At 68.2% G+C, this 24989-nt stretch carries 22 protein-coding genes; 15 read left to right on the top strand and 7 right to left on the bottom strand.

Features of this window, described 5'->3' with window-relative positions; genetic code table 11:
• The first annotated feature begins 742 nt into the window (after positions 1-742).
• Positions 743-1174, top strand: coding sequence for an RrF2 family transcriptional regulator (locus tag AC1RRV_RS17105; protein ID WP_492860856.1), 432 nt, complete (start codon positions 743-745; stop codon positions 1172-1174).
• An 81-nt stretch (positions 1175-1255) separates the two neighbouring features.
• Here the strand turns inward: AC1RRV_RS17105 and AC1RRV_RS17110 are convergent, their stop codons facing one another.
• Positions 1256-1687 carry a CBS domain-containing protein gene (locus AC1RRV_RS17110; RefSeq protein WP_492860857.1) on the bottom strand — a complete coding sequence of 144 codons (432 nt, stop codon included), beginning with the start codon at positions 1685-1687 and terminating at the stop codon, positions 1256-1258.
• Positions 1688-1742: 55 nt separating this feature from the next.
• Positions 1743-2396, bottom strand: a complete 654-nt coding sequence (locus AC1RRV_RS17115; protein ID WP_492860858.1) for a rhomboid family intramembrane serine protease — start codon at positions 2394-2396, stop codon at positions 1743-1745.
• A 149-nt stretch (positions 2397-2545) separates the two neighbouring features.
• Between AC1RRV_RS17115 and hfaA the strand changes: the two genes are divergently transcribed.
• The 3 genes from hfaA to hfaD are packed head-to-tail and all read left to right on the top strand — an operon-like array spanning position 2546 to position 5179.
• Complete coding sequence (hfaA, locus tag AC1RRV_RS17120) at positions 2546-3004, top strand: holdfast anchoring protein HfaA (protein WP_492860859.1); 459 nt, start codon at positions 2546-2548, stop codon at positions 3002-3004.
• Positions 3001-4014: a holdfast anchoring protein HfaB gene (gene hfaB / locus AC1RRV_RS17125; RefSeq protein ID WP_492860860.1), complete on the top strand. Its 1014-nt coding sequence runs from the start codon at positions 3001-3003 to the stop codon at positions 4012-4014. The genes hfaA and hfaB overlap by 4 nt, the downstream gene beginning before the upstream one ends.
• Positions 3932-5179, top strand: coding sequence for a holdfast anchor protein HfaD (hfaD, locus tag AC1RRV_RS17130; protein ID WP_492860861.1), 1248 nt, complete (start codon positions 3932-3934; stop codon positions 5177-5179). The genes hfaB and hfaD overlap by 83 nt, the downstream gene beginning before the upstream one ends.
• On the opposite strand, the gene AC1RRV_RS17135 is transcribed toward hfaD, so the two are convergent.
• Positions 5176-5502 carry a cupin domain-containing protein gene (locus AC1RRV_RS17135; RefSeq protein WP_492860862.1) on the bottom strand — a complete coding sequence of 109 codons (327 nt, stop codon included), beginning with the start codon at positions 5500-5502 and terminating at the stop codon, positions 5176-5178. The two genes, hfaD and AC1RRV_RS17135, sit on opposite strands and share 4 nt — an antisense overlap.
• A 377-nt stretch (positions 5503-5879) precedes the next feature.
• Between AC1RRV_RS17135 and AC1RRV_RS17140 the strand changes: the two genes are divergently transcribed.
• Positions 5880-6077: a hypothetical protein gene (locus AC1RRV_RS17140; protein WP_492860863.1), complete on the top strand. Its 198-nt coding sequence runs from the start codon at positions 5880-5882 to the stop codon at positions 6075-6077.
• Positions 6078-6248: 171 nt separating this feature from the next.
• On the opposite strand, the gene AC1RRV_RS17145 is transcribed toward AC1RRV_RS17140, so the two are convergent.
• From AC1RRV_RS17145 to AC1RRV_RS17155, 3 genes are all read right to left on the bottom strand, one after another.
• Complete coding sequence (locus tag AC1RRV_RS17145) at positions 6249-6689, bottom strand: DUF1801 domain-containing protein (RefSeq protein WP_492860864.1); 441 nt, start codon at positions 6687-6689, stop codon at positions 6249-6251.
• Positions 6690-6872: 183 nt separating this feature from the next.
• A complete protein-coding gene (locus tag AC1RRV_RS17150) occupies positions 6873-7298 on the bottom strand; it encodes a DUF1801 domain-containing protein (protein WP_492860865.1) in 426 nt (141 codons plus the stop codon).
• A 67-nt stretch (positions 7299-7365) separates the two neighbouring features.
• Positions 7366-9240, bottom strand: coding sequence for an ATP-binding protein (locus AC1RRV_RS17155; protein ID WP_492860866.1), 1875 nt, complete (start codon positions 9238-9240; stop codon positions 7366-7368).
• A 267-nt stretch (positions 9241-9507) separates the two neighbouring features.
• On the opposite strand from AC1RRV_RS17155, the gene AC1RRV_RS17160 reads away from it, so the two are divergent.
• The 10 genes from AC1RRV_RS17160 to AC1RRV_RS17205 all read left to right on the top strand — a co-directional run bounded on the left by AC1RRV_RS17160 (position 9508) and on the right by AC1RRV_RS17205 (position 23743).
• Positions 9508-11349 carry an ABC-F family ATP-binding cassette domain-containing protein gene (locus AC1RRV_RS17160; protein ID WP_492860867.1) on the top strand — a complete coding sequence of 614 codons (1842 nt, stop codon included), beginning with the start codon at positions 9508-9510 and terminating at the stop codon, positions 11347-11349.
• A gap of 118 nt (positions 11350-11467) precedes the next feature.
• Positions 11468-13549 (top strand): ATP-binding protein, encoded by a 2082-nt coding sequence (locus AC1RRV_RS17165; RefSeq protein WP_492860868.1) that lies wholly within the window; start codon positions 11468-11470, stop codon positions 13547-13549.
• A 332-nt stretch (positions 13550-13881) separates the two neighbouring features.
• Positions 13882-15957, top strand: coding sequence for an MASE1 domain-containing protein (locus AC1RRV_RS17170; RefSeq protein WP_492860869.1), 2076 nt, complete (start codon positions 13882-13884; stop codon positions 15955-15957).
• A 62-nt stretch (positions 15958-16019) separates the two neighbouring features.
• Complete coding sequence (locus tag AC1RRV_RS17175) at positions 16020-17009, top strand: ABC transporter substrate-binding protein (protein ID WP_492860870.1); 990 nt, start codon at positions 16020-16022, stop codon at positions 17007-17009.
• 8 nt (positions 17010-17017) lie between these two features.
• Positions 17018-17251: a hypothetical protein gene (locus AC1RRV_RS17180; RefSeq protein ID WP_492860871.1), complete on the top strand. Its 234-nt coding sequence runs from the start codon at positions 17018-17020 to the stop codon at positions 17249-17251.
• Between the two features lie 4 nt (positions 17252-17255).
• On the top strand, positions 17256-17996 hold the full coding sequence (locus tag AC1RRV_RS17185; RefSeq protein ID WP_492860872.1) for an ABC transporter ATP-binding protein: 741 nt from the start codon (positions 17256-17258) through the stop codon (positions 17994-17996).
• Positions 17993-18751, top strand: coding sequence for an ABC transporter permease (locus tag AC1RRV_RS17190; RefSeq protein WP_492860873.1), 759 nt, complete (start codon positions 17993-17995; stop codon positions 18749-18751). The genes AC1RRV_RS17185 and AC1RRV_RS17190 overlap by 4 nt, the downstream gene beginning before the upstream one ends.
• Positions 18752-18813: 62 nt before the next feature.
• Positions 18814-19488: a hypothetical protein gene (locus tag AC1RRV_RS17195; RefSeq protein ID WP_492860874.1), complete on the top strand. Its 675-nt coding sequence runs from the start codon at positions 18814-18816 to the stop codon at positions 19486-19488.
• Positions 19488-20576 carry a DUF2336 domain-containing protein gene (locus AC1RRV_RS17200; RefSeq protein WP_492861132.1) on the top strand — a complete coding sequence of 363 codons (1089 nt, stop codon included), beginning with the start codon at positions 19488-19490 and terminating at the stop codon, positions 20574-20576. Before AC1RRV_RS17195 ends, AC1RRV_RS17200 begins: the two co-directional genes overlap by 1 nt.
• A gap of 236 nt (positions 20577-20812) precedes the next feature.
• Positions 20813-23743 (top strand): M16 family metallopeptidase, encoded by a 2931-nt coding sequence (locus AC1RRV_RS17205; RefSeq protein ID WP_492860875.1) that lies wholly within the window; start codon positions 20813-20815, stop codon positions 23741-23743.
• 166 nt (positions 23744-23909) lie between these two features.
• Here AC1RRV_RS17205 and AC1RRV_RS17210 read toward each other — a convergent pair whose 3' ends face one another.
• Complete coding sequence (locus AC1RRV_RS17210; RefSeq protein WP_492860876.1) at positions 23910-24860, bottom strand: hypothetical protein; 951 nt, start codon at positions 24858-24860, stop codon at positions 23910-23912.
• Between the last annotated feature and the right edge of the window lie 129 nt (positions 24861-24989).

Here is a 24989-nt window from a genome sequence, read left to right on the forward strand (position 1 = left end):
GGCCAGCCCATCGTTTAGCGCCCGATGTCGGCGGAGGCGGCTATCTATCCAACCTCGTTTTCCGTGTCAAATCGTTTCTGCAAGAAACTTTCTGACCCAGTCCAGCAAACCCGGGAAATCCCGGAGCCGCCAGAGCCGGCAGCTTCTAGAGAAGCCACCGAACCCAGTCAAGCGTCTTTTTCAAAAGAAAGAGAAGCTTTCCTGGAGTGAAATACTTGGAAACTCTTGCGAGCCTCTTTGTATTTCTGGGAGCGCGGCTTCTAACGAAGCAGACTTCCCGGGTCAACCGCCCTTTTCATTTTTGTTTTCTTGGCGACCAAGGCCGCTTCAGAGCGCAAAAACCGACCGAGGCGCGCCGCTTGGGAGCGCCGTAAGTCAGAAGAGATTCGATTGAGGCTGCGGAACTTAGCGATCCACTTTCCAAAACGCAAGCCCGAAGGCCAAGGTTTTGTCCGGCGGGCCGTGGCCCCGAAGCGAGGGGCGGCTTCTAGAGGCCCAATCCCGACCTCGCAAGCGGGGAATCGCGATTTCATCCCCAGCCCGGCCATTCCTCTGTGCACGAACGGCGTGACGCGGGCCAACCAGGCCTTCCGCCTCTGATATTAAGGGCCCGATCGGTGGTCTCGGATCTCCGGTCGAAACGGACAAGCCCTTGCACGACGCCCTCGCCTCGCTCAGAAGGCTGAGCACTTCGAAAGCGCGGCCTCATGGGATCCGCGCTTATATAAGGTGACCAGCGTCCATGTTGTCCCAGAAGGCCCGTTACGCCCTGCGCGCGATGATCGAGCTGGCGCGCGCCGAAAACCAGGTGACGGCCGGCGAACTGGCCGAGCGCGCCGATGCGCCGCGCAAGTTCCTGGAGGCCATTCTTCTATCCCTGTCGCGCGAGGGGCTGGTCACCAGCCGGCGCGGCAAGTTCGGCGGCTATGTGCTGGGCCGTTCGCCGCGGGACATCAGCTTCGCCGAGATCATCCGCTTGGTCGACGGCCCCCTGGCCCTGACCCCATGCGTCAGCCGCACGGCCTTCCGCCGCTGCGAGGATTGCCGGGACCTGGCCACCTGCGCCCTGCGCGAGGCCCTGCTGCGCGCCCGCGACGCCACCGCCGCGGTGCTGGAAGGCTACAGCCTGGCCGACGCCGCCCAGGGCGTCGGCGCCGAGCTGATCGGGAGCTGAGCCTCTCTTGTATATATGGAGAGCCCTCGCTACCGCTTCGCTGCTTGAGCGAGGCTTCTCCTAGTATAGAGCGCCCGCTCCTCAGCCGGCGGCGATATAGGCCTTGAGGCCGTCGGCCTCGGCCTGGGCCTCATTGATCTTGTACTTCACCAGATCGCCGATCGAGATGATCCCCGCCAGACGCTCGCCCTTCACCACCGGCAGGTGGCGGATCCTGCGATCGGTCATCCGCTCCAGCAGGGCGTCGATCGTCTCGTCGGGCTGGGCGAAGATCACATTGGTGCTCATGCAGCCGCTGATGGGCTTGGACAGGGCGCCGGCCCCCTCCTTGGCGATCATCCGGACGATGTCCCGCTCCGAAAGGATGCCGACCACGGCTTCCTTGTCGTCGACCACCACCATGGCCCCGACTCGCCGGGTGTGCAGAAGCGCCGCCGCGGCGCCGACGGTCTCCTGCGGGGAGGCCGTGAACACGAGATCGCCCTTGTCTTTGAGGATCTGAGAAACCAGCACTGCGCGTTCTCCCTTGTTCTTCAGGAACCAAGGGTCTCGCAAAGCGGCGAAGGGATCAATGGGGATCGGCGGCTTCGGCGCCGGCGCCGGCCCAGCGAGCGCACGGTCCGATCAGCAGAACGCCGGCGGCGAAGCCGATCAGGTGCGCCTCCCAGGCGATCTCGCCCGCCCCCAGGGTCAGCAGCCCCCCGGTGACGGCCATGATCAGATTGACGATCAGCCAGCCCAGTCCCAGCGACAGGACGCGCGGACCGAACATTGGCCCCACCTGTCCTGGCGGGCTGTCCATGCCGCGGGCCGCCGCGCCCATCAGGCCCGAAATCGCGCCCGAGGCGCCGACGACCGGGCCCATCGAGTCCGGGTGGATCGCCGCGAAGCCGATTGCCGAGACCACGCCGCAAGCCAGGTAGAACAGGCAGAAGATTCCCCCTCCCCGGCTGTTCAGTCCCAGCGTCCGCGCCACGGGTGCGCCAAACGCCAGGGCGAAGGCGGTGTTCAGCAGGGCGTGCAGCCAGCCGCCATGCACGAAAAGCATGGTCACCGCGCCGGTCCAGGCGCCGTTCCAGAAGTCCTTGGGGACCAGGGCGAGGCTGTACGCCGCCTCGGGTCCGGCCTTCAGCAGAAGGAGGTAAGGGACAATAACCGCCGCCGCGACCAGCAGGGCCGGCCAGGGGGCGTTGAAGACGGGCTCGGGGCGCGGGTCGCTCATGTCCTTCTATTTAGGGCGTTCCGCGACGATTCGAACCAATGGCGGGCGCTTAACCATTTTTTCTCGACCTTCGCGCTAGACCTGAGGCTGTACCTTTCTGGCACGAGGGTTGCTTGCCCTTCCGTGTCGACAGTTCGCGGAGCCGTTTTATGGCCTGGCATCGGAAAAAACCTCGCAGCGTCGTGGCGGCTCTCGCTGTCGTCGCGCTGGGCGCCTCTTGGACTCTGGGAGGCGGCTCGGCCGCGGCCCAGTCGATGTCGACCAACTCGGCTTCGTTCAACGCGGGCTATGGCCGCTCGGCCGGCCAGGAGAGCCGCATGGTCGAGTATTCGACCCGCGACGTGAACGGCAACCGGGTGGTGGTCGACGGCGTCATGCTGACCGGCGCCGATCAGAGCGTTTATTCGTCGAGCCGCAGCTCGGGTTCGCTGGACGCCTATTCGGGCGTCGGCGGGATCGGCGGCTATGCCGGCTCGACCGCGATCGGCAACAACCTGACGGTCATTACCCAAGGCAACAACAACACGGTCATCGTCAATTCCAGCCAGGTGAACAACGGCAACGTCACCGCGGGCGCGAATGTGGTGAAGGCGGGGACGCCGCAATGATGCTCAAACGAACAGCTCTGGTTCTGGCCCTGCTGAGCACGGCCGCCCTGAGCGCCTGCGGCAGCGTTCCGACGGCCTCGACGGCCGGGAACTACGCCACGCCGATCGGCACGGCGCCGGTCACGGCCAATCCCACCGACTATTCGGCCGCCCTGGTCTGCCTGAACCAGTATGCCCGCGCCAACCGCGTGGCCGCCCCGCGCATCGCGATCGGCCGTATCGCCGACTACACCGGCAAGGAAGAGTCCGACGGCTCGGGCCGCAAGGTCACGCAAGGCGCCTCGCTGATGGCCTTCTCGGCCTTCGCCAAGGCCGGCATGCCCATGGTCGAGCGCTTCGACACCTCGGTGTCGGAGTTCGAGCTGAAATACGCCAACAACAAGCTGATCTCGGACCGTCCCAACGCCGCGCCCGACGCGCCGGCGGACTACCGCAAGATCCTGGCCGGCCAGGTGCCGGGTTCGGACTTCTATGTGGTCGGCGGCATTACCGAGCTGAACTACAACATCCGTTCGTCGGGCGTGGACGCCTATGCGGGCGACAAGGACACCGACGGGCTGAAGGGCAACTTCCGCCGCCGCGTCTTCGTCATGAACATCGCCCTGGACCTGCGGCTGGTGAACACCCGCACGCTCGAGGTTGTCGACGTCATTTCGTACCAGAAGCAGGTCGTCGGCCGTGAGGTCAGCCTGGGCGTCTTCGATTTCCTGAACGGCAACCTGTTCGACATCTCGGCCGGCCGCGGGGCGCTGGAGCCCATGCAGCTGGCGGTGCGCGCCCTGATCGAGCGCGCCACCGTCGAAATGTCCGCCAACCTCTATGGCATGCCCGGTCCGCAAAGCTGCCTGCGCTACGACCCGTTCGGCGACGCCACGGTCGGTCAGACGGGCGCCTTCGTGCCGGCCTACAACAACCTGGGAACCAACAATGCGCAAACCCGCGATGACCCGTCTCGCTGGAACGCTAAGCGTGATCCCGATATTCGCGATGCTCAGCGGGGTCGCTACTAGCCAGACGCTCACGCCGAGTCCGGTTCTCAACAACCAGATCAATCTCGGCGAGATCTTCTCGGAGCAGACCCTGAACGTCCAGACGGTGTCCGAGGGCGTCACGGCGAGCACGACGGCCCAGGCCAATGGCGTCTCGGTCGGCGTGACCAACGCCGACGCCGCCGTGACCTCGTACCAGGACAACCAGGGCAAGGTTTACGGCCACACCATCATCGACGTCGGCGCCAACGCCGGCGCGACCAGCGCCGTGCGCAGCACCGCGGTCGGCAATTCCGCTTCGCTCTCGGCCTCCAACGGCACGATCTCGGCCTTCGCCGTCCAGGCCAATTCGGCCGAGGTCACGGCGCGCGGCCAGGTCGAGGCGGCCAACGCCGAAGCCAATGACCTGACGGTCTCGACCCTGGCCATGGGCAACAGCGCCGGCGTCAATCTGGACAACAGCTCGGCCGGCGCCCGGATCAGCCAGTCGACCACGGCCAATGTCCTGGCCGACGGAGGGGCCATCGTCGGCCACGTCACCGGGACCAGCGCGATCACCGCGACCACGGCGGGCAACAACATCAATATCGAGGGCGCCAACCAGTCGGCGGGCCGCTACATCACCGACCAGGCCAACACCGCCCAGGTGACCCAGGCCAGCAAGTTCACCGCCTATGGCAACAGCTACCTGACGGCGACGACCGCGACGGCCACCGGCAACAACCTGTCGGTCCAGAACGAAGGCCCGCTGGCGGACGTGAAGTCGAACCAGTGGAACGACTCCTATGTACGCGGGCAGGCTGAGGGGACCTCGTACCTGTTCGGCGCGGCCCAGACCAACGCCTACGCGGCCGGCAACTCGTCGCAGGTCGTCAATGTCGGGACCGAGATCGTGCTCGACAACCTGCAGACCAATACCGGCGGCGGCGTCGAGGCCACGGCCAGCTTCTCCGGCAATGACGGCTATGACGCGGTGACCACCGCCACGGCCATGGGCAACGCGGTGACCGGCTCGGTCTGCGCGCAATGCAACGGTCGGATGACGGTGACCAACAACCAGTCCAACAACGCCGACGTCGGCGCCCGGTCCAGCACCACGATCGCGGCCGGCGGCCGCCAGGTCACGGGCGTCTCGACCGCGATCGGCAACAACGCCAGCTTCAACGTCAGCGCGCCGGGCTACTAAGGACCCTTGGCCGGGCTGGCTTTCAGCTCGACGGCGATCACCCGTAGCTCACCATCGCCCACATTCTCCACGTAGTGGGGCGGAAGCGGCGGAGACCACAGGGCCGAGCCGGCCGTCGGCCGACTGGCCATCTCCCGGGAATCGACCAGGACGTTCCCGTCGGCGTCGTACCGCACGAAGTCGCTCCAGCTGACCACATAGAGCGTGCTTGGCCACTCGTGCGCATGCACCTGCGTGCGCTGGCCGGGTCCGATCCAGGTGTCGAGCACCCTGACGGCCTCGTTCTCCAACATGACGGCATGGTTGTCCTTGGACGCGCTCATGGCGTCGAGGGGATGGTCCGCTGTCTTCCCTGTGAACGGTTCGGCTGTCGCTCGCACAATGTCCCCCTGCCCCACGGCCGGCGCCTACTCTCGCCCGAAAAGCGTCCGCTTTCGAGCCAAAGCCGACGTTTGATCGGTTTGCAAATCGATCAGGAGTTAGACGTTCAAGCTCGGACTTGACCTGGATCACCTGACGACGCCCCGCCGCGGACGTTGATCATCGTCAGAAGGGCTGGCTCGGCGGCTGGGAGGACCGAACACTCAACGGAATCCGCCGGTCTCGCGTCACCAGCCTCCACAGCAACCGCCACGCTCCGCTCGCGTTAAGGTCAAGCTCGTAGCCGGCCTTCGCCGGGTGGGGCCTAAGGATATTCCCCATGGCTGTTCGTCGCGTCGGTCTGCCCCTTACCGCTCCCTCCGTACCCCTGTTCGCCATCGCGGTGGTGCTGGCTGTTCTGGCCATGCTGGTCCAGTACGGCGGCATCGACATCCCGTTCGTCAGCAAGCACGTGTTCAACACCCTCGCCGTGGCCTTCGCGATCCTGACCGCCGGCGTCCTGCTGCGCGGAGCCTGATGGAGCGCGGCTGCTGAAAGCCCGTCCTACTGCAACTCGACCGAGGGCTCTGTCAGCGCAACCTGATGGCCGATGCCGCCTGGGCGACCAGCCTCGTCGGCATGGCAGTGTCCGCTCTTAGGGCGAAGGCAAATGATCGTTTTCCACCCCAGCCGACGTCTGGACGCTTCCCTAGGACGACGCGCTCACCGCCCCCAAGGCCAGGGCGTCCGCGACGAGTTCCTCGAGCACGCCCAGATCCACGTCCTTCGTGGATTTGAAGCTGATGCAATAGCCGGTGACCTTGGCCTTCCCGAGCCGTGATCCATAGGTCTCGGACAGGTATTTCTTGTCCTTGAGACCCATGACGTAGACCGATAGCCCGGACGTATTGGCGCTCAGGCCGATCTTGTAGAACGCTCTGGAATCCCCGGAGGCATAGCTGAGCGTCTCCACGCCATATCCAATGTTCGGATTGGAAACGACCTTGCCGTCATCGTTCCGGCCATCCAGGAACCACAGTTGGGCGTCGGGCGAGATCTCCAGGAAGCGCCGGTGGAGATCCCGCAATTCCTCGCGCTTCGCCGGAGGCTGATCGCCGATGTATTTGTCGATCTGCTCGCGCACGCTCATGCCACAGGCCTCCCTCTTCGTTGTCACGAGGCCGCGACGCGCACCGCGAACGTCAGCCTCTCATCAGGAGGACGATCGAACTTGCCTGAACCCTACAAGGTCGGCTGACTTTCTTCGATTTTCGGGGCCGCGCCAGCCCTGGCGGGTCTTTCCACCCAAGTCGACATCTCGAGGGCCTAACCCTCAGCAGACCGGGCAGTGGTCGGCGTTCTCGGTCGTCGCATAGGTGCGCCGGACAATCTCTTCCAGCACGTCCAGGTCCACGTCGGCCAGCTTGTTCAGATAGAGGCAGGCCTTGGAACACTTGTGCTTGCCGAGCTTGGCGAGCAGCGCCTCGTAGTCCGGAAAACCGCCGACATAGAGCACCAGATTGGCCGAGCGCGGCGAGAAGCCGATCCGGCACATGTCGCCCTCGTGGCCGCTGTCGTAGCGGTAGTGATACGCGCCGAAGCCGACGATCGTAGGTCCCCACATCACCGCGGGCTCGCCGGTGACGCGCTGCATCATCGCGCGGATCGTCTGGCCGTCGGCGCGACGGACGGGATGCTCGACGGCCTCCAGAAAGGCGTCGACGCTGACATCGGTGGGCTTGGTCTTGGTCTCGGCCACGCTCTATCCCCAGCTTCCGCGATCGCCTGAACGTCGATGCCGTTCTTACCACCGCTCAGCCGGGCCGTCAGGCCTGCGCGCCGTCCGTTGCGCGCCCTGCCTGCTCATCCTCGCGGCTCTCGCCCCACAGCGCGATCTTCGCCACCAGCTCGCGAGGGCTGATCGGCTTGCCGACGTGGTCGTCCATGCCGCTGGCGCGGTAGAAGGCGATCTGGTCGGGGAGGACGTTGGCGGTCAGGGCGATGATCGGCGTCAGCGCCGCCTCGCCCTCCATGGCGCGGATCGCCCGGGTGGCCGACAGGCCGTCCATGCGCGGCATCTGGACGTCCATCAGCACCAGATCATAGCCGCCCGAGCCCACGGCCTCGACCGCCGCGCAGCCGTCGGCGACGACATCGACCTCGTGGCCCATGGCGCGCACCAGCGTCCCGATCAGCTCGCGATTGGCCTCGTTGTCGTCGGCGACCAGCAGTTTCAGCGATCGGGCCGACGTCCGCGAGGCCTCGGGCTCAAGGCGCTCGGGCGCGGCGATCACCGGCAGCTCCAGCACGCACCAGAAGCGCGAGCCATGGCCATCGACGCTGTCGACGCCGATCTCGCCGCCCATCAGCTCGACGATCTCCTTGCTGATCGCCAGGCCCAGCCCCGTGCCGCCGAACTTGCGCGACACCTCGGGCCCGGCCTGGGCGTAGCGCTCGAAGACGGTGTCCAGCATGGCGGCCGGAACGCCGACACCGGTATCAGAGACGGCCAGTTCGAGGCGCGCCACGCCGGGCCGATCGCCCTCCTGGCAGGTCGCGCTCAGCGTCACGGAACCCGCGCCGGTGAACTTCACGGCGTTGCCCAGGAAGTTGACCAGAACCTGGCGCAGGCGCTCGCCGTCGCCCTCAAGCCATTCCGGGCAGGCGGGGTCGACACTCAGAGTCAGCTCCAGCCCCTTGGCCAGGGCCTGGGCCTCGACCATGCCCGCCGCCTTGGCCAGCAGGGCCCGCAGCTCGAACGGCCGCAGCTCCAGGTCCACGCCGCCCGCTTCCAGCTTAGAGAAGTCCAGGACGTCGTTGAGCGTCTCCAGCAGCACCGTCCCGGCGTCGCGGATGCGCGCCAGGCGGCGACGCTGCTCTCCATCCAGCGTCGAAGACCCCAGGAGGTCCGTGAAGCCCAGGATGCTGGTCAGCGGCGTGCGCAGCTCGTGACTCATATTGGCCAGGAAGTCCTGGCGCGCGGCCATGGCGCTCTCCGCCCGCTCGCGCGCATCGGCCAGGGCGGACTGGGCCTCGACCTCTTCAGTAATGTCGGTCTCGTTGACGAGGACGCAGGGCTCGCCGGTCACCGGGTCGGGCGTGCGGCGAGCGGCCAGGCCGTGCCAGCGCTCACCCTGGGCCGTGATCACCCGATAGGCCCCCTCCACCGGCTCGCCGTCCTGGACCGAGGCCCAGAGCGCGCCGCCGGCGTCACCCTCTGCAAAGATCTCGGCGAAGCGCACACCGGCCCCCGGATAGCTGGCCAGGGCCGCGGGGTTGCCGAAGACGCGGAAGCCATCGGCGTCGTACAGCGAGACCAGCGCGCTGGTGTGGCGCAAGGCCTCAATCGCCCGCTGCTCGTCGGCTGCGGCGGCGACCAGCACGCCCTCGAACAACAAAGCGTCGCGGCCATCGGGCAGGACAATGCGCGAGATCGTGGTGTTCACCGCGACGGGCGCGCCGTTCGGATAGAAGGTCCAGCGCTCCTCGACGGCGGCGCCGTGCTCGACCCTGGCGGCGATGTCCTCCATGCGCACGCGCACGGCCGGGGACTGGTCGGAGAAGTCGCGGGCCAGCAAGTCTTCCAGCGTCGCCGCGCCCCATAGCTCCAGGGCGGCGCGGTTCGCATAGACCTTGCGCTTGCGCGTATCGTCGAACACCCAGATCGGGCGGCGCAAACGGTCGAAACCCAGGCCGAGCAACGCGGGAACATCAGAAGCAGCAATGTTTTCCGCGTACGACGTCAAGGCGAGTACTTGTGCTCCGTAAGGCCAGGTTCGTAGCAAGGTCAGGCTTGGCGCCCCGTTAACACGCAAATTTGTCGCGCCCGCGACGGGCCTGTCCTTGACCCAGCGCAACCGCACTGTGGTTGGAGATTTTGACGTTTCCTCGGCGCCTTGCCTGCTATACGCCCCTCACCTCCGCGACATTCCGCCGCCCCAGATCCGACGACAGTATCCAAGAACGACATGGCTTCTCCGACCCGCGCGCCCGTACTCGCCCTCAAGGACGTCCGTCTCGCCGACGGCGCCAAGCCGCTGTTCGACGGTGTCGACCTGGCCCTGGAGCCGCGCGTGCGCGCCTGCCTCGTCGGCCGCAACGGCGCGGGCAAGTCCACGCTCCTGAAGATCCTGGCCGGCCAGGGCGTCGAGGCCGACAGCGGCGAACGCGCGGTGCAGCCCGGCGCCAAGATCATCTTCGTCAGCCAGGAGCCGGAGATCACCGGCGACACCCTGCTGGACTATTGCACCGCCGGCGGCGCCGAGGACTACGAGGCCCAGGCCGCCCTGGCCGACTTCGGACTGGATCCCGAAAAGAGCTCGCAAGGCCTGTCGGGCGGTGAGAAGCGCCGCGCGGCGCTCGCCAGGGCCTTCGCCGAGCAGCCCGACGTGCTGCTGCTGGACGAGCCGACCAACCACCTGGACATCTTCGCGATCCAGACCCTGGAAGAGGAGTTGGCGAACTCCAAGTGCGCGGCCCTGATCGTCAGCCACGATCGCGCCTTCCTGAACCGGGTCACCCAGCGCACCTTCTGGCTGGAGCACCGCAAGGTGCGGCGTCTGGACAAGGGGTTCGGCGAGTTCGAGATCTGGAGCGAGCAGGTGCTGGCCGCCGAGGCCGACGAAGAGCGCCGCCTCAACAAGGTGCTGGAGCGCGAGAACGCCTGGCTGGCGCGCGGCGTCCAGGGCCGTCGCGCCCGCAACGAAGGCCGCCGCCGCGCCCTGATGGACCTGCGCGCCCAGAAGAAGGACCTGCAAGGCGACAAGCGCGGGTCGATCTACATGGCCGTCGAGACCGCCGCGACCTCGGGCAAGAAGGTGATCGAGGCCAAGCATCTGTCCAAGGCGTTCGGCGATCGCACGATCGTCCAGGACTTCTCGACCCGCATCCTGCGTGGCGACCGCGTGGCCCTGGTGGGTCCCAACGGCGCCGGCAAGACCACCCTGGTCCGGCTGCTGCTGGGGGAACTCGAGGCCGACGCCGGCACGGTGAAGCTCGGCACCAACCTGGAAGTTTCCCATATCGACCAGGGCCGCATGGCGCTGTCGGACAAGATCACCCTGTGGGACTTCCTGACCCCCGGCGGCGGCGACTCCATCCTCGTGCGCGGCCAGCCCAAGCACGTGGCCGGCTACGCCAAGGACTTCCTGTTTACCGAGGCCCAGCTGCGCCAGCCGGTGACCAGCCTGTCGGGCGGCGAGCGCAACCGCCTGCTACTGGCCCGGGCCCTGGCCAACCCCACCAACCTGATGGTGCTGGACGAACCGACCAATGACCTGGACATGGACACGCTGGACCTCCTGGAGGACCTGCTGGCCGACTTTGACGGCACCCTGATCCTGGTCAGCCACGACCGCGACTTCATCGATCGCCTGGCGACCTCGACCATCGCCATGAACGGTCATGGCAAGGTGCTGGAAACCCCGGGCGGCTGGAGCGACCTGATCGACCAGAGCCCCGATTTCTTCAAGGGCGCGCGCGGCGCCTCGGTCGGCGCCTCTTTCACGCCGGTGGCCCGCGCCACCAAGGCCGCACCCACGCCAGCTCCCGCCCCGCCTCCACCGAAGAAGACCGGCAAGCTGACCTTCAAGGACCAGCGCCGTCTGGAAGAGTGCGAGGCCCTGATCGCCAAGAGCCCGGCGATCATCGCCAAGTTCGAGCAGACCCTGGCCGATCCGAACCTCTACAGCCGCGACCCGGCGGCCTTCGACAAGACCATGAAGGCGCTCGACAAGGCCCGCGCCGATCTGGAGCAGGCCGAGATGGAGTGGCTGGAGCTGGAAGAGAAGAAGGAAGGTCTGGCCGGCTGATCCCGCCAGGCCCGCCTTTGCGGCGCAATGTCACATGGCGCTTCGGCTTGGCCCGCTCTTAACCGTTGCGGGCGTCAGGCTCCGCCCTTGCGCGTGAAAACGCGAGAGCTTGGGGACCATGACAGCAGCGACGGACGCCATATCGCCGGCGACGCGCGACGACCGCAGGCAGAACGGGCTGCTGGTCGGCCTGACCGTGGCCTATATCGCCTGCCTCTTCTTCAGCGACCAGTTGACCCGCGACGCCCAGGGCATGCCCGCGTTCTGGCCGGTCAACGCCATCGCCGCCGCTGGTCTTCTGCACCTGAACCGCGCCCGCCAGACCACATTCTGGCTCTTCTGCATCGCGGCGCGTCTGATCAGCCATCGCCTGGCCGGAGACGCCTGGCCGCAGGTGCTGATCTATCTCCTCATCGACTCAACCGAGGTGGTGCTGATCTCGATGATCGTCCACCGGGCCACCCGGGGGCGGGCGACCGTCCGCAGCGTACGCCAGGCCCTGGTTCTGATCGCCTCGGTGTTCCCCGCCACCCTGTCCACGGCGCTGATCGGGGCGGGCCTGAGTAACTTGATGGAGGGGGTCGCCTTCGTCCCCTTCTTCCTCAGCTGGCTGTTCTGCACCACGCTAGGGATGGCCATCGCATTGCCCGCGACCCTGCTCATCATCGAGCCGGTCCGGCGCTCGTACTTCCGCGAGCCGCCCCTGGCGGGCCGGGTAGCGCTCTATGGCCTGGTGGCCGGGGTGGCCGCCCTGGCCTTCTCGGCCCGCACGACGCCGATGCCGTTCCTGATCTTCCCGGCGGGCATGCTGCTGGCCTTCCAACTGGGCCCGCGCGGGGCCGCCTGGAGCGCGGCGATCGTCATCGCCGTGGCCGCGCCCCTGACCGTCGCCGGCTACGGCCCCACCACCATCAACCCGGCCTGGAGCGACGCCGAGCGCATCCGCATGGTCCAGGCCTTCGTCACGACCCTGTTCATGACCTGCCTGGCCTCGGCCCTGTCGCTGTATCGGCTGAACCGCCTGCGCCAGCTGATGGCCAGGCGCAGCGCCCACGCCCGCGCCGCCCGCGCCCGCGCCCAGGCGGCCAGCCAGGCCAAGAGCGAATTCCTGGCCACCATGAGCCATGAGATCCGTACGCCGCTGAACAGTATCCTCGGCTTCGCCAGCCTGCTCGGCGTGACCGAGACCCTGTCGCCCGATGGCAGCCGCAAGCTGGACCTGATCGCCGGCGCCGGCCAGTCGCTGGTCACCCTGGTCAACGACATCCTCGATTTCTCGCGCCTGGAAGCGGGAAGCATCCAGCTGGATCCGCATCCGATCTCGCCCGCCGCCCTGCTGCGCGAGACCGTCGCCATCGTCGCCCCCGACGCCGAGGCCAAGGGTCTCTCGCTGACCGTCGAGATCGAGGCCGACGACGCCGCGCTCCACGCGCTGGACGAAAACCGGCTGCGCCAGGTGCTGCTGAACCTGCTGAACAACGCGGTGAAGTTCACGCCTTCGGGCCTGATCGTCGCGCGGCTGACGACACAGGCGGGCGATGTCCTGCGGTTCGAGGTGACCGACAGCGGGATCGGGATCTCGCCCGACCATCAGGCCAAGCTTTTCCAGCGCTTCACCCAGGCCGACGGCTCGATCAGCCGCAGCTTCGGCGGCGCGGGCCTGGGCCTGGCGATCTGCAAGGCGTTGGTCACCCTGATGGACGGCGAGATCGGCCTGATCAGCGCCGCGGGCCGGGGTTCGACCTTCTGGCTGACCCTGCCGGCTCCCGCCATGCCGGCCCCCGCCATGCCCGAGACCCGGGACGAGCGGACCACCGCCGCCCGCGTGCTGCTGGTCGACGACCATCCGATGAACCGCGAGCTAGGCGAGGCCATGCTGGTCCTGGCGGGCTGCGAGGTCACCGTGGCCGAGGACGGCGACGAGGCCGTGCGCCTGGCCGCCGAATACGACTTCGATGTGATCCTGATGGACGTGCACATGCCGCGCATGGACGGGCTGGCCGCCACCCGGGCCATTCGCGCCCTGGACGGCCCGCGTGGCGCGACGCCCATCATCGCCCTGACCGCCGACGTCATGCCCCAGCAGATCGAGCGGTGCCGTCGGGCGGGCATGGTCGACCACATCGCCAAGCCCATCGATCGCGACACCCTCTACCGGGTCGTCGATCACTGGCTGTCGCGCGACAGCGTCGCGGCCTGAGGCGAATGCAACCCTGAGCCCGGCGGCGCCCTCTTGAATTGTGGGCGAGGCCATGCATTGTCTGCGCCCGTCCGACCTTGAAGCCTGCTGAAAAAACAAGTGTTTAGGGCTCGTTTCGCCTGGTGGGCGTCCTGCGGCGAAACGACACATCGAGCAGTATGCGGGCAACTCGGGAGCTCGCGGGCGTATTGATGGTAACGCTGTTCTTCGTCGCTTCCGGGCGCGCGGACAGACGAAAGTCTTGGCGCGGTCTCCCGAACCCAGTTCGGCCGCCCGTCGCCTGACCGGTCACGTCGCACAACGAAGTGCGACTGAATGGGGGACGGAAAACGATGCCGCACGGGCTGGCCCTGCACGAGGAAAGACGACAGACCGCCCTGCTCCTGGGCCTGTCGATCGCTGTCGCGGCCAGCATGCTGTTCAGCGAGTATTTGACCCGCACCGTCCTGGGCGTCGCCGCCTTCTGGCCCGCCAACGCCCTGCTGGCGGCCGGGCTGATCGCGCTGAACGGTTCACGCCGCATTTCCCTCGCGATCGTCTTCGGCGTCTTCCACTTCTCGATCGCCCTGCTGGTCGGTGACAGCCCGGTTCGCGCCCTGCTCTACACGGCGGTCGACGCGCTGGAGGCGGTGGCGATCTGGACCGTGTGCCTGCGTATCTGGCGCGGCGCGCCGCGCATCCGGTCCCTCCGCTCGCTGGCCTTGCTGCCGGCGGTCACCACGCCGGTCGCGGCGGCCGCCAGCCTGCTCTGCGCCGGCGTGCTGGCCGTCGGCTTCTCCGAGCCCTTCTGGCCCAGCCTGCTGGACTGGTTCCTGCGCGGAGCCCTGGGCCTGGCCATCGCCCTGCCCGCGACCCTGGTGCTGATCGACGCCGAGCACCGCCGCTCGTTCCATCGGTCCTGGCGCGAACGTTCTCTGCTGATGTTCGCCATCGCCACCATCACCCTGCTGTGCGCGCATCCCGCCTCTAGCGCGCCGCCGTTCCTGATCTTCCCCGTCGCCCTGGCCATCGCCTATCGCCTGGGCGCGCGCGGCGCCGCCATGGCTTCACTGATCGTGGCCGTCGTCACCCTGCCGCTCGCGATCTCCGGGACCTCGCCGCGCTTCAACGGCGTCATGGGCGCCGTCGCCCAGACGCGGACGATCCAGGTCTTCATCGTCACGCTGTTCTACACCTGCCTGGCGACCGGCCTGGCCCTGGCCCAGCAGGACCGCCTCAAGCGGCTGCTTCTCCGCCGCGAACAACTGACCCGCGCCGCCCGCGGCCGGGCCCTGGCCGCCACCGAGGCCAAGACCGAGTTCCTGGCCACCATGAGCCACGAGATCCGCACGCCGCTGAACAGCGTGCTTGGCTTTGCTCAGCTGCTGGCGACGCGAGAGGATCTGCCGCCCGACGCCCGCCGGCAGGTCAATCTGATCGACAGCGCCGGCGCGGCCCTGCTGACCGTGGTCAATGACATCCTCGACTTCTCGCGGGTCGAGGCTGGCCAGATCGAGCTCCTGCCCCAGCCGACCTCGGCGGCGGCCTTGATCCGCGACACCGTGGCGATCATGGCGCCCGAGGCCCGCGCCAAGGGGCTCACTCTGGATCTGGAGATCATCGACCCGGTCGACGCCCTGCACGACCTGGACGCCGATCGCCTGCGCCAGGTGCTGATCAACCTGCTCAACAACGCCGTGAAGTTCACCGAGGAGGGCCGCATCGACGCGCGGCTGATCGTCGAGCCCGGCGACGTCGAGGATCGCCTGCGCTTCGAGATCATCGACACCGGCGTCGGCATCGAACTGGACAAGCAGGCCCTGCTGTTCCAGCGGTTCTCGCAGGCCGACAGCTCGATGAGCCGGCTGCATGGCGGGGCCGGCCTGGGCCTGGCCATCTGCCGCGCGCTGGTCGACGTGATGGGCGGCAAGATCGGCGTCGACAGCGTGGCTGGGCGCGGCTCGTGCTTCTGGGTCGAGTTGAATGCCCCGACCGCCGAGCCGATCGCCGTCCCCGAGCGACCCAAGACCACCACACCCGGCGCGGCCAGGATCCTGATCGTCGACGACCACCCAATCAATCTGGAGATCGGCGCGGCCCTGCTGACCCTGGTCGGCTGCGAGGTCGACGTGGCCGAGAACGGCAAGCAGGCTGTCGAGCGGGCCGAGTCCGGCGACTACGACATGATCCTGATGGACATCCACATGCCGCAGATGGACGGGCTGCAGGCGACCCGGGCGATCAAGGCCCTGCGCACGCCGGCCGGCAAGGTCCCGATCATCGCCATGAGCGCCGATGCCCTGCCCCGCCAGGTCGAGCGCTGCTACGCCGCCGGCATGGTCGACCATATCGCCAAGCCCATCCAGCGCGAGGTGCTCTACGCCAAGGTCGAGCGCTGGCTGAACCACCGCGCGACGGCGGAAGCGTAACCGGGCTAGCGGTTCACCGAACTCCTGCTTAACTTCCCCGCGAACAACCGGGGAGTTCCTCCATGCAGCGCCGTGCCTTTGCCGCCTTGAGCTTCATGGCCCTCTTGGCCGCCTGTTCGCCCGCGAAGAAGGAAACCGCCGCCCCGGCCGGCGAGACCAAGCTGAAGCTGGCCACCGACTGGCGGGGCGAGGCCGAGCTCGGCGGCTACTACCAGGCGCTGGCGACCGGCGAGTACAAGAAGCGCGGCCTGGACGTCACCCTGATCCAGGGCGGCCCGGCGGTAAACGTGCCCCAGCTCTTGGCCACCGGCGCGGTCGATGTCGGCGTCGGCTCCAACAGCTTCATCGTCATGAACCTGGCCAAGGAGAACGCGCCGGTGAAGGCCGTGGCGGCCTTCATGCAGAAGGACCCCCAGGTCCTGATCGCCCATCCCGACCAGGGCATCAACGGCATCGCCGACATGAAGGGCCGGCCGATTCTGCTGTCGGACGCCTCGATCACCGCCTTCTGGGTCTGGCTGAAGGCCAAGTACCAGTTCACCGACGACCAGGTGCGCAAGTACAACTATTCCAGCGCCCCGTTCCTGGCCGACAAGCGCGTGGTCCAGCAGGGCTATGCCACTAGCGAGCCCTACCTCATCGAGAAGGAAGGCAAGATCAAGCCGGCGGTCTTTCTGCTGGCCGACAGCGGCTATCCCGCCTACGCCTCGATGGCCCTGGTCCCCGACAGCCTGATCGCCAAGAACCCCGCGGCCGTGCAGGCCTTCGTCGAAGCCACGGCGGCGGGCTGGAAGTCCTATCTCTACGGCGATCCCAAGCCGGGCGACGCCGCGATCCTCAAGGACAATCCGGAGATGACCCAGGACGTCCTCGACCAGGCTCGGGAGAAGATGCGCGGCTACGGCATCGTCGGGAAGGACGGCGAGATCGGCCAGATGAGCGACGCCCGGTGGGCCGAGTTCTTCAAGGTCGCCTCGGAACAGGGCGTCTATCCGAAGGACATGGACTTCCGGAAGGCCTACACGCTGCAGTTCCTGCCTAAGGGCCAGTAGCCGTCGTCATGGACGTCAAACCCCCGCACGATTACAACGCCCCTTGGTACGAGATGGCCATGTCCATGGTCCTCTGGGCGTTGTTCTTCGCCGCGCTGCGGACCGGCGCCGTCTGGCTGCCAGTCGCGGGTGTGGTTCGGCGGAGAGAGCGGCCTTGGGCGTTCTGGAGCGTCAGCGGCGTCCTGCTGTTACTGGCCCTGTACAAGCTGAACCTCTTCTTCGAAATGCAGCCTCGGATCTGATGTCGTGATCGCCAGCCTGTCCGGCGTCGAGGTCGACTACGCGCGGGGCCGCGCCCTGGGGCCGGTCGACCTGAGCCTCGCGTCCGGCGAGATCGTCGCCCTGGTCGGTCCATCGGGTTGCGGCAAGTCCACGGCGCTGCGCCTGCTGGCGGGCCTCGAGGTGCCGACGCGCGGGACCGTGACCCGCGCCGCCGGCAAGGGCCAGACGTCCGTCGTCTTCCAGTCCCACACCCTGGCGCCATGGCTGTCGGCGCGGGACAATGTCGCCCTGCCGCTGGAGCTGGCCGGCGTTTCAAAGGGGGAGGCCCGCGCCGCCGCCGAGGAGGCGTTGCGCAGGGTCGGCCTTGGCCAGGCCCTCGCCGCCCGTCCCGCCCAGCTGTCGGGCGGCATGGCCATGCGCGCGTCGCTGGCCCGCGCCCTGGTCACCCGTCCGCGCCTGCTGCTGCTGGACGAGCCGTTCGCCGCCCTCGACGAGATCACACGCCGGGCCCTGGCCGACGACGTCCTGGCTCTGGCCGCCGAGCTTTCGCCCGCCGTCGTCTTCGTGACCCACAATGTCGAGGAGGCCGTCTACATGGCCCGCCGCGTCGTGGTCATGACCCCTGGGCCCGGGCGCATCGCTGGCGAGATCGCCATCGACGGTCCGATCATCCGTCCGCCCGGCTTCCGCACCACCGAGTCCTTCCGCGCCGCCGCCGAGACGGTCTCGACACTGCTGGCGACCGCGACGGAGCGCGCGGCGTGAAACGGATCCTCGCGCCCTTGATCCTGATCGCCGTCCTGCTGGGCGGCTGGGAGATCGCCTGCCGCGTCCTGGCGGTTCCGTCCTATCTGCTGCCCGCGCCCAGCGGCGTCTGGACCGCTTTGCTGCAGGCCTGGCCACTGCTGCTGGCCTCGGCCTGGGCGACGCTGTCGACCGCCCTGCTGGCCCTGGTGATTTCCAGCCTCGTCGCCTGCGCCCTGGCGCTGGCCGTCAGCCTGAACGGCCTCCTGGAAGACGCCGTCCGCCCGATCGCGGTGACCCTGCAAGTCACACCGCTGGTCGCGATCGCGCCGCTGGTCACCATCTGGGCCGGTATCGATCATCCAGAGCGCGCGGTGATCGGCCTCGCCGCCGTGGTCGCCTTCTTTCCGATCTTCTCGGGCGCCCTGACCGGACTGAAGGCCGTCGATCCCGACCTCGCGCGGCTCTTTGACCTCTATGGCGCGACGCCGCTTCAGCGCCTGGTCCGGCTGCGCCTGCCATCCGCCGTCCCGGCCCTGCTGGAAGGACACAAGGTCGCAGCGGGCCTGGCGGTGATCGGCGCCGTGGTGGCCGAGTTCGTGGCCGGCTCCGGCGGCGCCCAGGGCCTGGCCTGGCGCATTCTCGAAGCCTACAACCGGCTGCAGACGGCCAAAGTTTTCGCCGCCCTTCTGACCCTGGCCATCCTCGGCGTCGTCCTCCACACGGCCATGGAGTGGTTGGAGCGTCGACTTCTGGACTCTTGGCGCGGTCGTTAGCCCAAGATTAAGCGGCGCAGCCTAGGACAGAAGATCAACAGGTTTCCGTCCGGATCGGCCCCATGCGTTCCGCCGCCTTTATCGTCGCCCTGACCTGCGCCACCGCCGCGCATGCGGACGGCGTGCGCGAGAGCCGCTACGGCCCCCAACCCGATCGACCGCCGACGCCGTTGGCCAGCGGCGCCCCCGGTTTCGCCGGCGCGACCTATGACGGCCGCCTGCTCGGCTGGGGCGGCAAACGCGAGACGATCATCGCGCCGCAGGACCAGGTCCAAGCCGTGCAGCAGCCCTGGTGGGCGCAGCAGCAGGCGCCTCAGCCTGTCGCGCAGCAAGCTCCCCGCTACGCGCCCCAGCCGCGGGCCGAGCAGATCCAGCCCCAGCCTGCCCACGCTGAACCAGCCTACGCCCCGGCGACCTATGCCCCGGCGCCGCGCGCCGTGCAGCGCAGCCTCTACGAGGCCGCCCCCCCGCAAGCGGCCGCGCCCGCGCCGATCCAGGCCGCCTATGCCGCGCCCGTCCAGCCCGCGCCCCAGCCGGCCAGGCTGCAGCCCGGCCAGGTCGGGGCTCGCACCTATTCCGTCGGCCGCCAGTTCGGCATGCAGCCCGACCCCATTCCCGCCGCCGGTCCGCCGCGCATGGTCCTGATCGCTCCGCCGGCCTCCGCGCCCGAGGATGAGGACAAGCCGCGCGAAGACGGCGAATGGTCCGCCAAGCCTGAAAAGGAAGGCGCTCAATGATGCAGTCGCGTCTCAACGACCTGATCGCCCTCGCCAACGAGCCTTCAAGCACCAAGCGCCGCGAGCTGTTGCGGGGCGTCACCGACATGTTCTTCGAGGGCGAAGGCCATAGCGGCGTCGAGATGGGCCTGTTCGACGACGTCATGAGCCAGCTGGCCGGCGACATGGAAGAGGCCGTGAAGGCCGAGCTGGCGGAGCGCCTGAGCGATGCCGCCGCCCCGCCGCGCGGCCTGTCGCGCGCCCTGGCCTCGGACTCGATCACCGTGGCCGCCCCGATCCTGCGCAACTCCAGCGCCCTCACCGACGAGGACCTGCTGCACGTGGCCCGCACCCAGGGCCAGGACCACCTGCGCGCCATCTCACAGCGGACCAGCGTCTCCAGCGCCGTCTCGGACGCCATCGTGGCGCGCGGCGACGACGACACCCTGGGCGTCCTGCTGCGCAACGACGGCGCGGTGCTGTCGCGCGAGGCGCACGAGACGGTGGTCGACCGCGCCGCCGCCAACCCGGCCCTGCACGAGGCCGTAATCGACCGTCAGAGCCTGCCGGTCGACCTGCTGAACGAGATGTATTTCGTGGTCGAGGCGCGCCTGCGCGACCGCATCATGGAGCGCAACGCCGACGTCGATCCGGCCATGCTGGAGGCCGCCCTGGCCGCCGGCCGCAAGCGGGTCGCGACCGAGGACGGGGCCCTGCCCCCCGACCACGCCCAGGCCGAGAAGGAATTCCGCACCCTGCGCGGCAAGGGTCAGGTCTCGCCGCAGGTGTTGGCGAACATGCTGCGCAACAAGAAGACGACGCTCTTCCTGGTGGCCCTGTCCGACATGGCCGACGTCGACTTCCACACCGCCCGCAAGATCCTGGAGCGGCGCGAGATGGACGCCCTGGCGGTCATCTGCAAGGCGGCCGATTTCGACCGTTCGCTGTTCCTGACCTTCGCCCTGCTGATCCTCGACCCGTCGGACGAGGTGATGCTGCGGGCCAAGGCCTATGGCGAGCTCTATGCCGCCCTGCCCCGCGAGTCGGCCCTGCGCACGATCCGCTTCTGGCGCCTGCGCCGCCAGACCGGCGACGTCGCCGCGGCCTAAACCACTCCTGCCTTCCTAGGCCTTGTGCCTAGGACCCATGGAAGCGCCAGGCTCGGAATCCACGCTTGGGGCCGAGAAGGCCGCGCCAGGCGCTCTACCTCATAGACGGCCGTGCCGTGGGTCCTGGGTACGAGACCCAGGACGGCGATGGGCCTAGAACGGCCTCATCGCCGCCTTGCATGCGCCATGCGGGACAGCCAAGGTGCGCGCCTCTTTTCTCCTGCCTTGGATTCTCGATGATCAGCGCTTCGCGCTTGGCGCTCGTCGCCGCCGCCGGCCTCTCGGTCGCCGCCTGCTCGCACCTGCCCGCGCCTTCCATGCCCTTCGCGAAGAAGAACGAGGCCTCCGCGCCCAAGATCGCCGAGGCCCCCGCGCTGGGCGGTCCCAAGGTCAGCGATCTCAAGCCGGGCCAGTGGGCCCAGGAAATCTCGGACGTCGCGCCCGATCCGGCCTGGCGCTTCGGCGTGCTGCCGAACGGCATGCGCTACGCCCTGCGCAAGAACGCCACCCCACCGGGTCAGGCCTCGGTCCGCCTGTGGTTCGACGCCGGCTCGCTGATGGAAGCCGACGATCAGCAGGGCCTGGCCCACTTCCTCGAGCACATGGCCTTCAACGGCTCCAAGAACGTGCCCGAAGGCGAGATGATCAAGATCCTGGAGCGTCACGGCCTGGCCTTCGGGGCCGACACCAACGCCCAGACCGGCTTCAACGAGACCATCTACCAGCTGGACCTGCCCAAGACCGACGACGGCACCGTAGACACCTCGCTGATGCTGCTGCGCGAAGCCGCCGGCGAGCTGACCATCGCCCCCGAGGCCGTCGATCGTGAGCGCGGCGTGGTGCTGTCGGAGGAGCGCACCCGCGACACCCCCGGCTACCGCGTCGCCATCAAGACCCTGTCGGCCCAGATGGAAGGCCAGCTGCCGCCCAAGCGGATCCCGATCGGTAAGACGGACGTCCTGAAGACCGCCCCGGCCCAGCGCATCCGCGACTTCTACGAGGCCTATTACCGCCCCGAACGCGCGGTGCTGGTGATGGTCGGCGACTTCGACGTCGACGCCATGGAAGCCAAGATCAAGGGCAAGTTCGGCGACTGGGCCGCCAAGGGTCCGAACGGCAAGAACCCCGATGTCGGCCCGGTGGCCAAGCGCGGCCCGACCGCCAAGCTGATCGTCGAGGCCGGTTCGCCCTGGTCGGTGCAGATGACCTGGATGCGCAAGCCCGACGGCCTGCTGGAGACCAAGGCCGTCGACGAGCGCGACATGCTCGAGAACCTGGCCTTCGCGGTCATCAACCGTCGCATGCAAGCCATCGGTCGCTCCGCCGAGCCCCCGTTCATCGCCGGCGGCGCCTTCAAAGGCGATCAGTACGACGCCGTGCGCGTGACCACCTTCGGCGCGACCGCCCAGGCTGGTCGCTGGCGCGAGGCCATGACCGCCCTGGACGCCGAACAGCGTCGCGCGGTTCAGTACGGCGTTCGCCAGGACGAACTGGATCGCGAGATCGCCAACATGCGCTCGGCCCTGGTCGCCGCGGTCTCGGGCGAGGCCACTCAACGCACGCCCGCCCTGGCCAACCAGCTGGTCGGCACCCTGGGCGACGGCGAGGTCATTACTTCCCCGGCCCAGAACCTGGCGGCCTTCGACGCCCTGGTGAAGGGCCTGACGGCCGATCGCGTCAACACGATGCTGAAGACCGCCTTCGCCGGCAACGGTCCGCTGGTGGTCATCGCCGCCCCGACCAATGTCGAGGGCGGTGAGCCGGCGATCCTCAAGGCCTATGAGGACATGAAGGCCCAGCCCGTCACGCCGCCGGCCGCGCCCGGCGTGACCGTCTGGCCGTATTCCAGCTTCGGCCCGATCGGCAAGGTCGCCGAGCAGAAGGACGTCACCGACCTCGACACCGTCTTCGTGCGCTTCGAGAACGGCGTGAAACTGACGATCAAGCCGACCAAGTTCCGCAACGACCAGGTGCTGGTGAAGGTGCGCTCTGGCCGTGGCCTGCTGGACATGGCCTCCGACAAGCAGAGCCCGCTGTGGTCGGCCTCGGCCTTCATCGAAGGCGGCCTCAAGCAGATCACCGCTCAGGACATGGAGCGGGTGCTGACCGGCAAGATCTGGAACGCCACCCTGGGCGTCGAGGACGACGCCTTCACCCTGAACGGCCGCACGCGCCCCGAGGACCTGTCGACCGAGCTGCAGGTGCTCGCCGCCTTCGCCAGCGAACCCGGCTGGCGTCCGGAACCGTTCAGCCGCATCAAGACCGCCTACGCCACGGCCCACGATCAGCTGCAGAGCACGACCGGCGGCGTCTTCAGCCGTGACCTGGGCGGGCTGATGCACGGCGGCGACCAGCGCTGGACCTTCCCCTCGCGCGAACAGATCGCCGCCTCCTCGCTCGCCGAGCTGAAAGCCGCCGTGGCCAATCCGCTGGCCAAGGGCGACCTGGAGATCGTGATCGTCGGCGACACCACGGTCGACAAGGCCATCGCCGCCGTCGCCGAGACCTTCGGGGCCTTGCCCGCCCGCCCGGGCGATCCCGCCCTGCCGGGCGCGGAGAAGGCGCCCTTCCCGGCCCCGGTCGCCGAGCCCGTCATCCGCACCCACAAGGGCCGCGCCGACCAGGCCTCGCTGTTCATGGCCTGGCGGACGGACGACCTGTTCTCGAACCTGCAGCGCTCGCGCGACGTCTCGATCCTGGGCCAGGTCGTGCAACTGCGCCTGATCGACGAACTGCGCGAAAAGCAGGGCGCGACCTACTCGCCCAACGCCTCGTCGACGGCCAGCGTCGTCTTCAAGAACTGGGGCTACCTGGCGGTCAGCATGGAGGTGCCGCCCGAGAAGCTTGACGGCGTCGTGGCCTCGATCCGCAAGATCGCCGCCGACCTGCGCGACAAGCCGATCACCGACGACGAGCTGGAGCGGGCCAAGAAGCCGCGCATCGACGCCATCGAGAAGTCGCGGGTGACCAACGAATACTGGGTCAGCACCCTGTCGGGCGCCCAGAACGATCCGCGCCTGCTCGACGCCACCCGCTCGGTCGTGGCGGGCCTCACGCGCGTCACCCCGGCCGACGTGCAGAAGGCCGCCAAGACCTACCTCGCCGACGATCAGTCATGGCTGCTGCTGGTGAAGCCGGAAGCGACGGCGCCGGCGGCCGCGAAGTAAGGCGCAACAAAAAGGCCCCGGCGAAAACCGGGGCCTTTCTTCGCATCAATTCTCGTCATCCCGGCCGTAGCGAAGCGGAGGGCCGGGCCCCAGGACAACCGCACCGCGCTTGGCCCCTGGGTCCCGGATCGGCCTGCGGCCGTCCGGGATGACGAGCGTTATTGGCTCAATACACGACGCCGCCGACGCCGCCGTCCAGGCTGAAGCTGGTCGACAGGGTCTGGCGTTCCTGCACCACTTCCTCGCGGTAGGCGGTGTACTTCTCGGTCGTCACGATCGTCAGGATCTTCACGCCGGCGCCGAAGCGACGCAGCAGCGAGCGCTCGTTGCAGTCGCGAGCAGGACGTTGCGGACGGCAGGACAGGCTGCCGGCCTGGCCTTGGCCGCCGTTCACGCCAGCGCCGCCGCCCATGCCGGGGATGTGGTAGAGCGACTCGTTCTTCTGACAGACGTAGGTCTGGCCGCCGCCGCTGGTCGAGATGTCGATCCGACCTTCATAGTCGGCGATCACGTACTGCATGCGCGAGCCGGCGATGCAGCGGTAGAGCTCACCATCATAGAAGTCGTCGATGTCGCGGTCGGGCGTGACCTGTGAGGCCGGGTGCGGCACGTCGCGGTCATCCAGGCAGACCGCGCGGATGATCACGCGGCGCGTCTTGGTGCGGGTGGCCTCGTAGGCCTGACGACGGCGGGCTTCGCCGCCCTCGACGTTCAGGCCCTGGATGTAGCCGCTGGCCATCGGGCCGGAATAGTAGCCGCCGTGGCCGCCGCCGCCGAAATAGTTGACGACCCCGGCGCCCGCGCCCGCTCCAGCCACGGCGCCCGAACCCGCGGCCGCGCCACTGGTCGCCGAAGCGCTGGCATTGGCGTTCACGATCACGGTCGCGCCGATGTTCACGTTCACGCCCGGAATATTGACCTTGTGACCGCCGCCGCAGCAGTTCGTCGGCGGCGTCGGGGGCTTGGGCGGAGGCGGCGGCGGCTTGCAGCACACCGGCGGGGGCGGCGGACACGAGTTGGTGCATCCGGCATAGGCCACGCCGCCGACCAGCAGGCCGCCCAGGAGCGCGCCCAGAGCGATCATCCAGCCGCGCGTGTTCAATTTCGGCGCCTTCATAGGCGGTTCCCTTCGCATCGGGTCGTTCCGCTCGGTTAAGCAAGAATCGGGCCGAAACCCTCCGTTCCGCCTGGTTTGCGCCAGAATGGGACGGTCGAGGCCTTGGCCCGGTTCTCCCAGCAAGCTCCG

It is taken from the genome of Caulobacter sp. GW821-FHT11E10, from assembly GCF_058808375.1.

Coding starts and splice junctions, on each gene's coding strand:
- AC1RRV_RS17145 (WP_492860864.1), bottom strand. CDS start 6,689: ATGAGCGTGCGCGAGCAGATCGACAAATACATCGGCGATCAGCCTCCG.
- AC1RRV_RS17135 (WP_492860862.1), bottom strand. CDS start 5,502: ATGAGCGCGTCCAAGGACAACCATGCCGTCATGTTGGAGAACGAGGCC.
- hfaD (WP_492860861.1), top strand. CDS start 3,932: ATGCGCAAACCCGCGATGACCCGTCTCGCTGGAACGCTAAGCGTGATC.
- AC1RRV_RS17205 (WP_492860875.1), top strand. CDS start 20,813: ATGATCAGCGCTTCGCGCTTGGCGCTCGTCGCCGCCGCCGGCCTCTCG.
- AC1RRV_RS17115 (WP_492860858.1), bottom strand. CDS start 2,396: ATGAGCGACCCGCGCCCCGAGCCCGTCTTCAACGCCCCCTGGCCGGCC.
- AC1RRV_RS17195 (WP_492860874.1), top strand. CDS start 18,814: ATGCGTTCCGCCGCCTTTATCGTCGCCCTGACCTGCGCCACCGCCGCG.
- AC1RRV_RS17180 (WP_492860871.1), top strand. CDS start 17,018: ATGGACGTCAAACCCCCGCACGATTACAACGCCCCTTGGTACGAGATG.
- AC1RRV_RS17160 (WP_492860867.1), top strand. CDS start 9,508: ATGGCTTCTCCGACCCGCGCGCCCGTACTCGCCCTCAAGGACGTCCGT.
- AC1RRV_RS17175 (WP_492860870.1), top strand. CDS start 16,020: ATGCAGCGCCGTGCCTTTGCCGCCTTGAGCTTCATGGCCCTCTTGGCC.
- AC1RRV_RS17140 (WP_492860863.1), top strand. CDS start 5,880: ATGGCTGTTCGTCGCGTCGGTCTGCCCCTTACCGCTCCCTCCGTACCC.
- hfaA (WP_492860859.1), top strand. CDS start 2,546: ATGGCCTGGCATCGGAAAAAACCTCGCAGCGTCGTGGCGGCTCTCGCT.
- AC1RRV_RS17200 (WP_492861132.1), top strand. CDS start 19,488: ATGCAGTCGCGTCTCAACGACCTGATCGCCCTCGCCAACGAGCCTTCA.
- AC1RRV_RS17165 (WP_492860868.1), top strand. CDS start 11,468: ATGACAGCAGCGACGGACGCCATATCGCCGGCGACGCGCGACGACCGC.
- AC1RRV_RS17105 (WP_492860856.1), top strand. CDS start 743: ATGTTGTCCCAGAAGGCCCGTTACGCCCTGCGCGCGATGATCGAGCTG.
- hfaB (WP_492860860.1), top strand. CDS start 3,001: ATGATGCTCAAACGAACAGCTCTGGTTCTGGCCCTGCTGAGCACGGCC.
- AC1RRV_RS17170 (WP_492860869.1), top strand. CDS start 13,882: ATGCCGCACGGGCTGGCCCTGCACGAGGAAAGACGACAGACCGCCCTG.
- AC1RRV_RS17210 (WP_492860876.1), bottom strand. CDS start 24,860: ATGAAGGCGCCGAAATTGAACACGCGCGGCTGGATGATCGCTCTGGGC.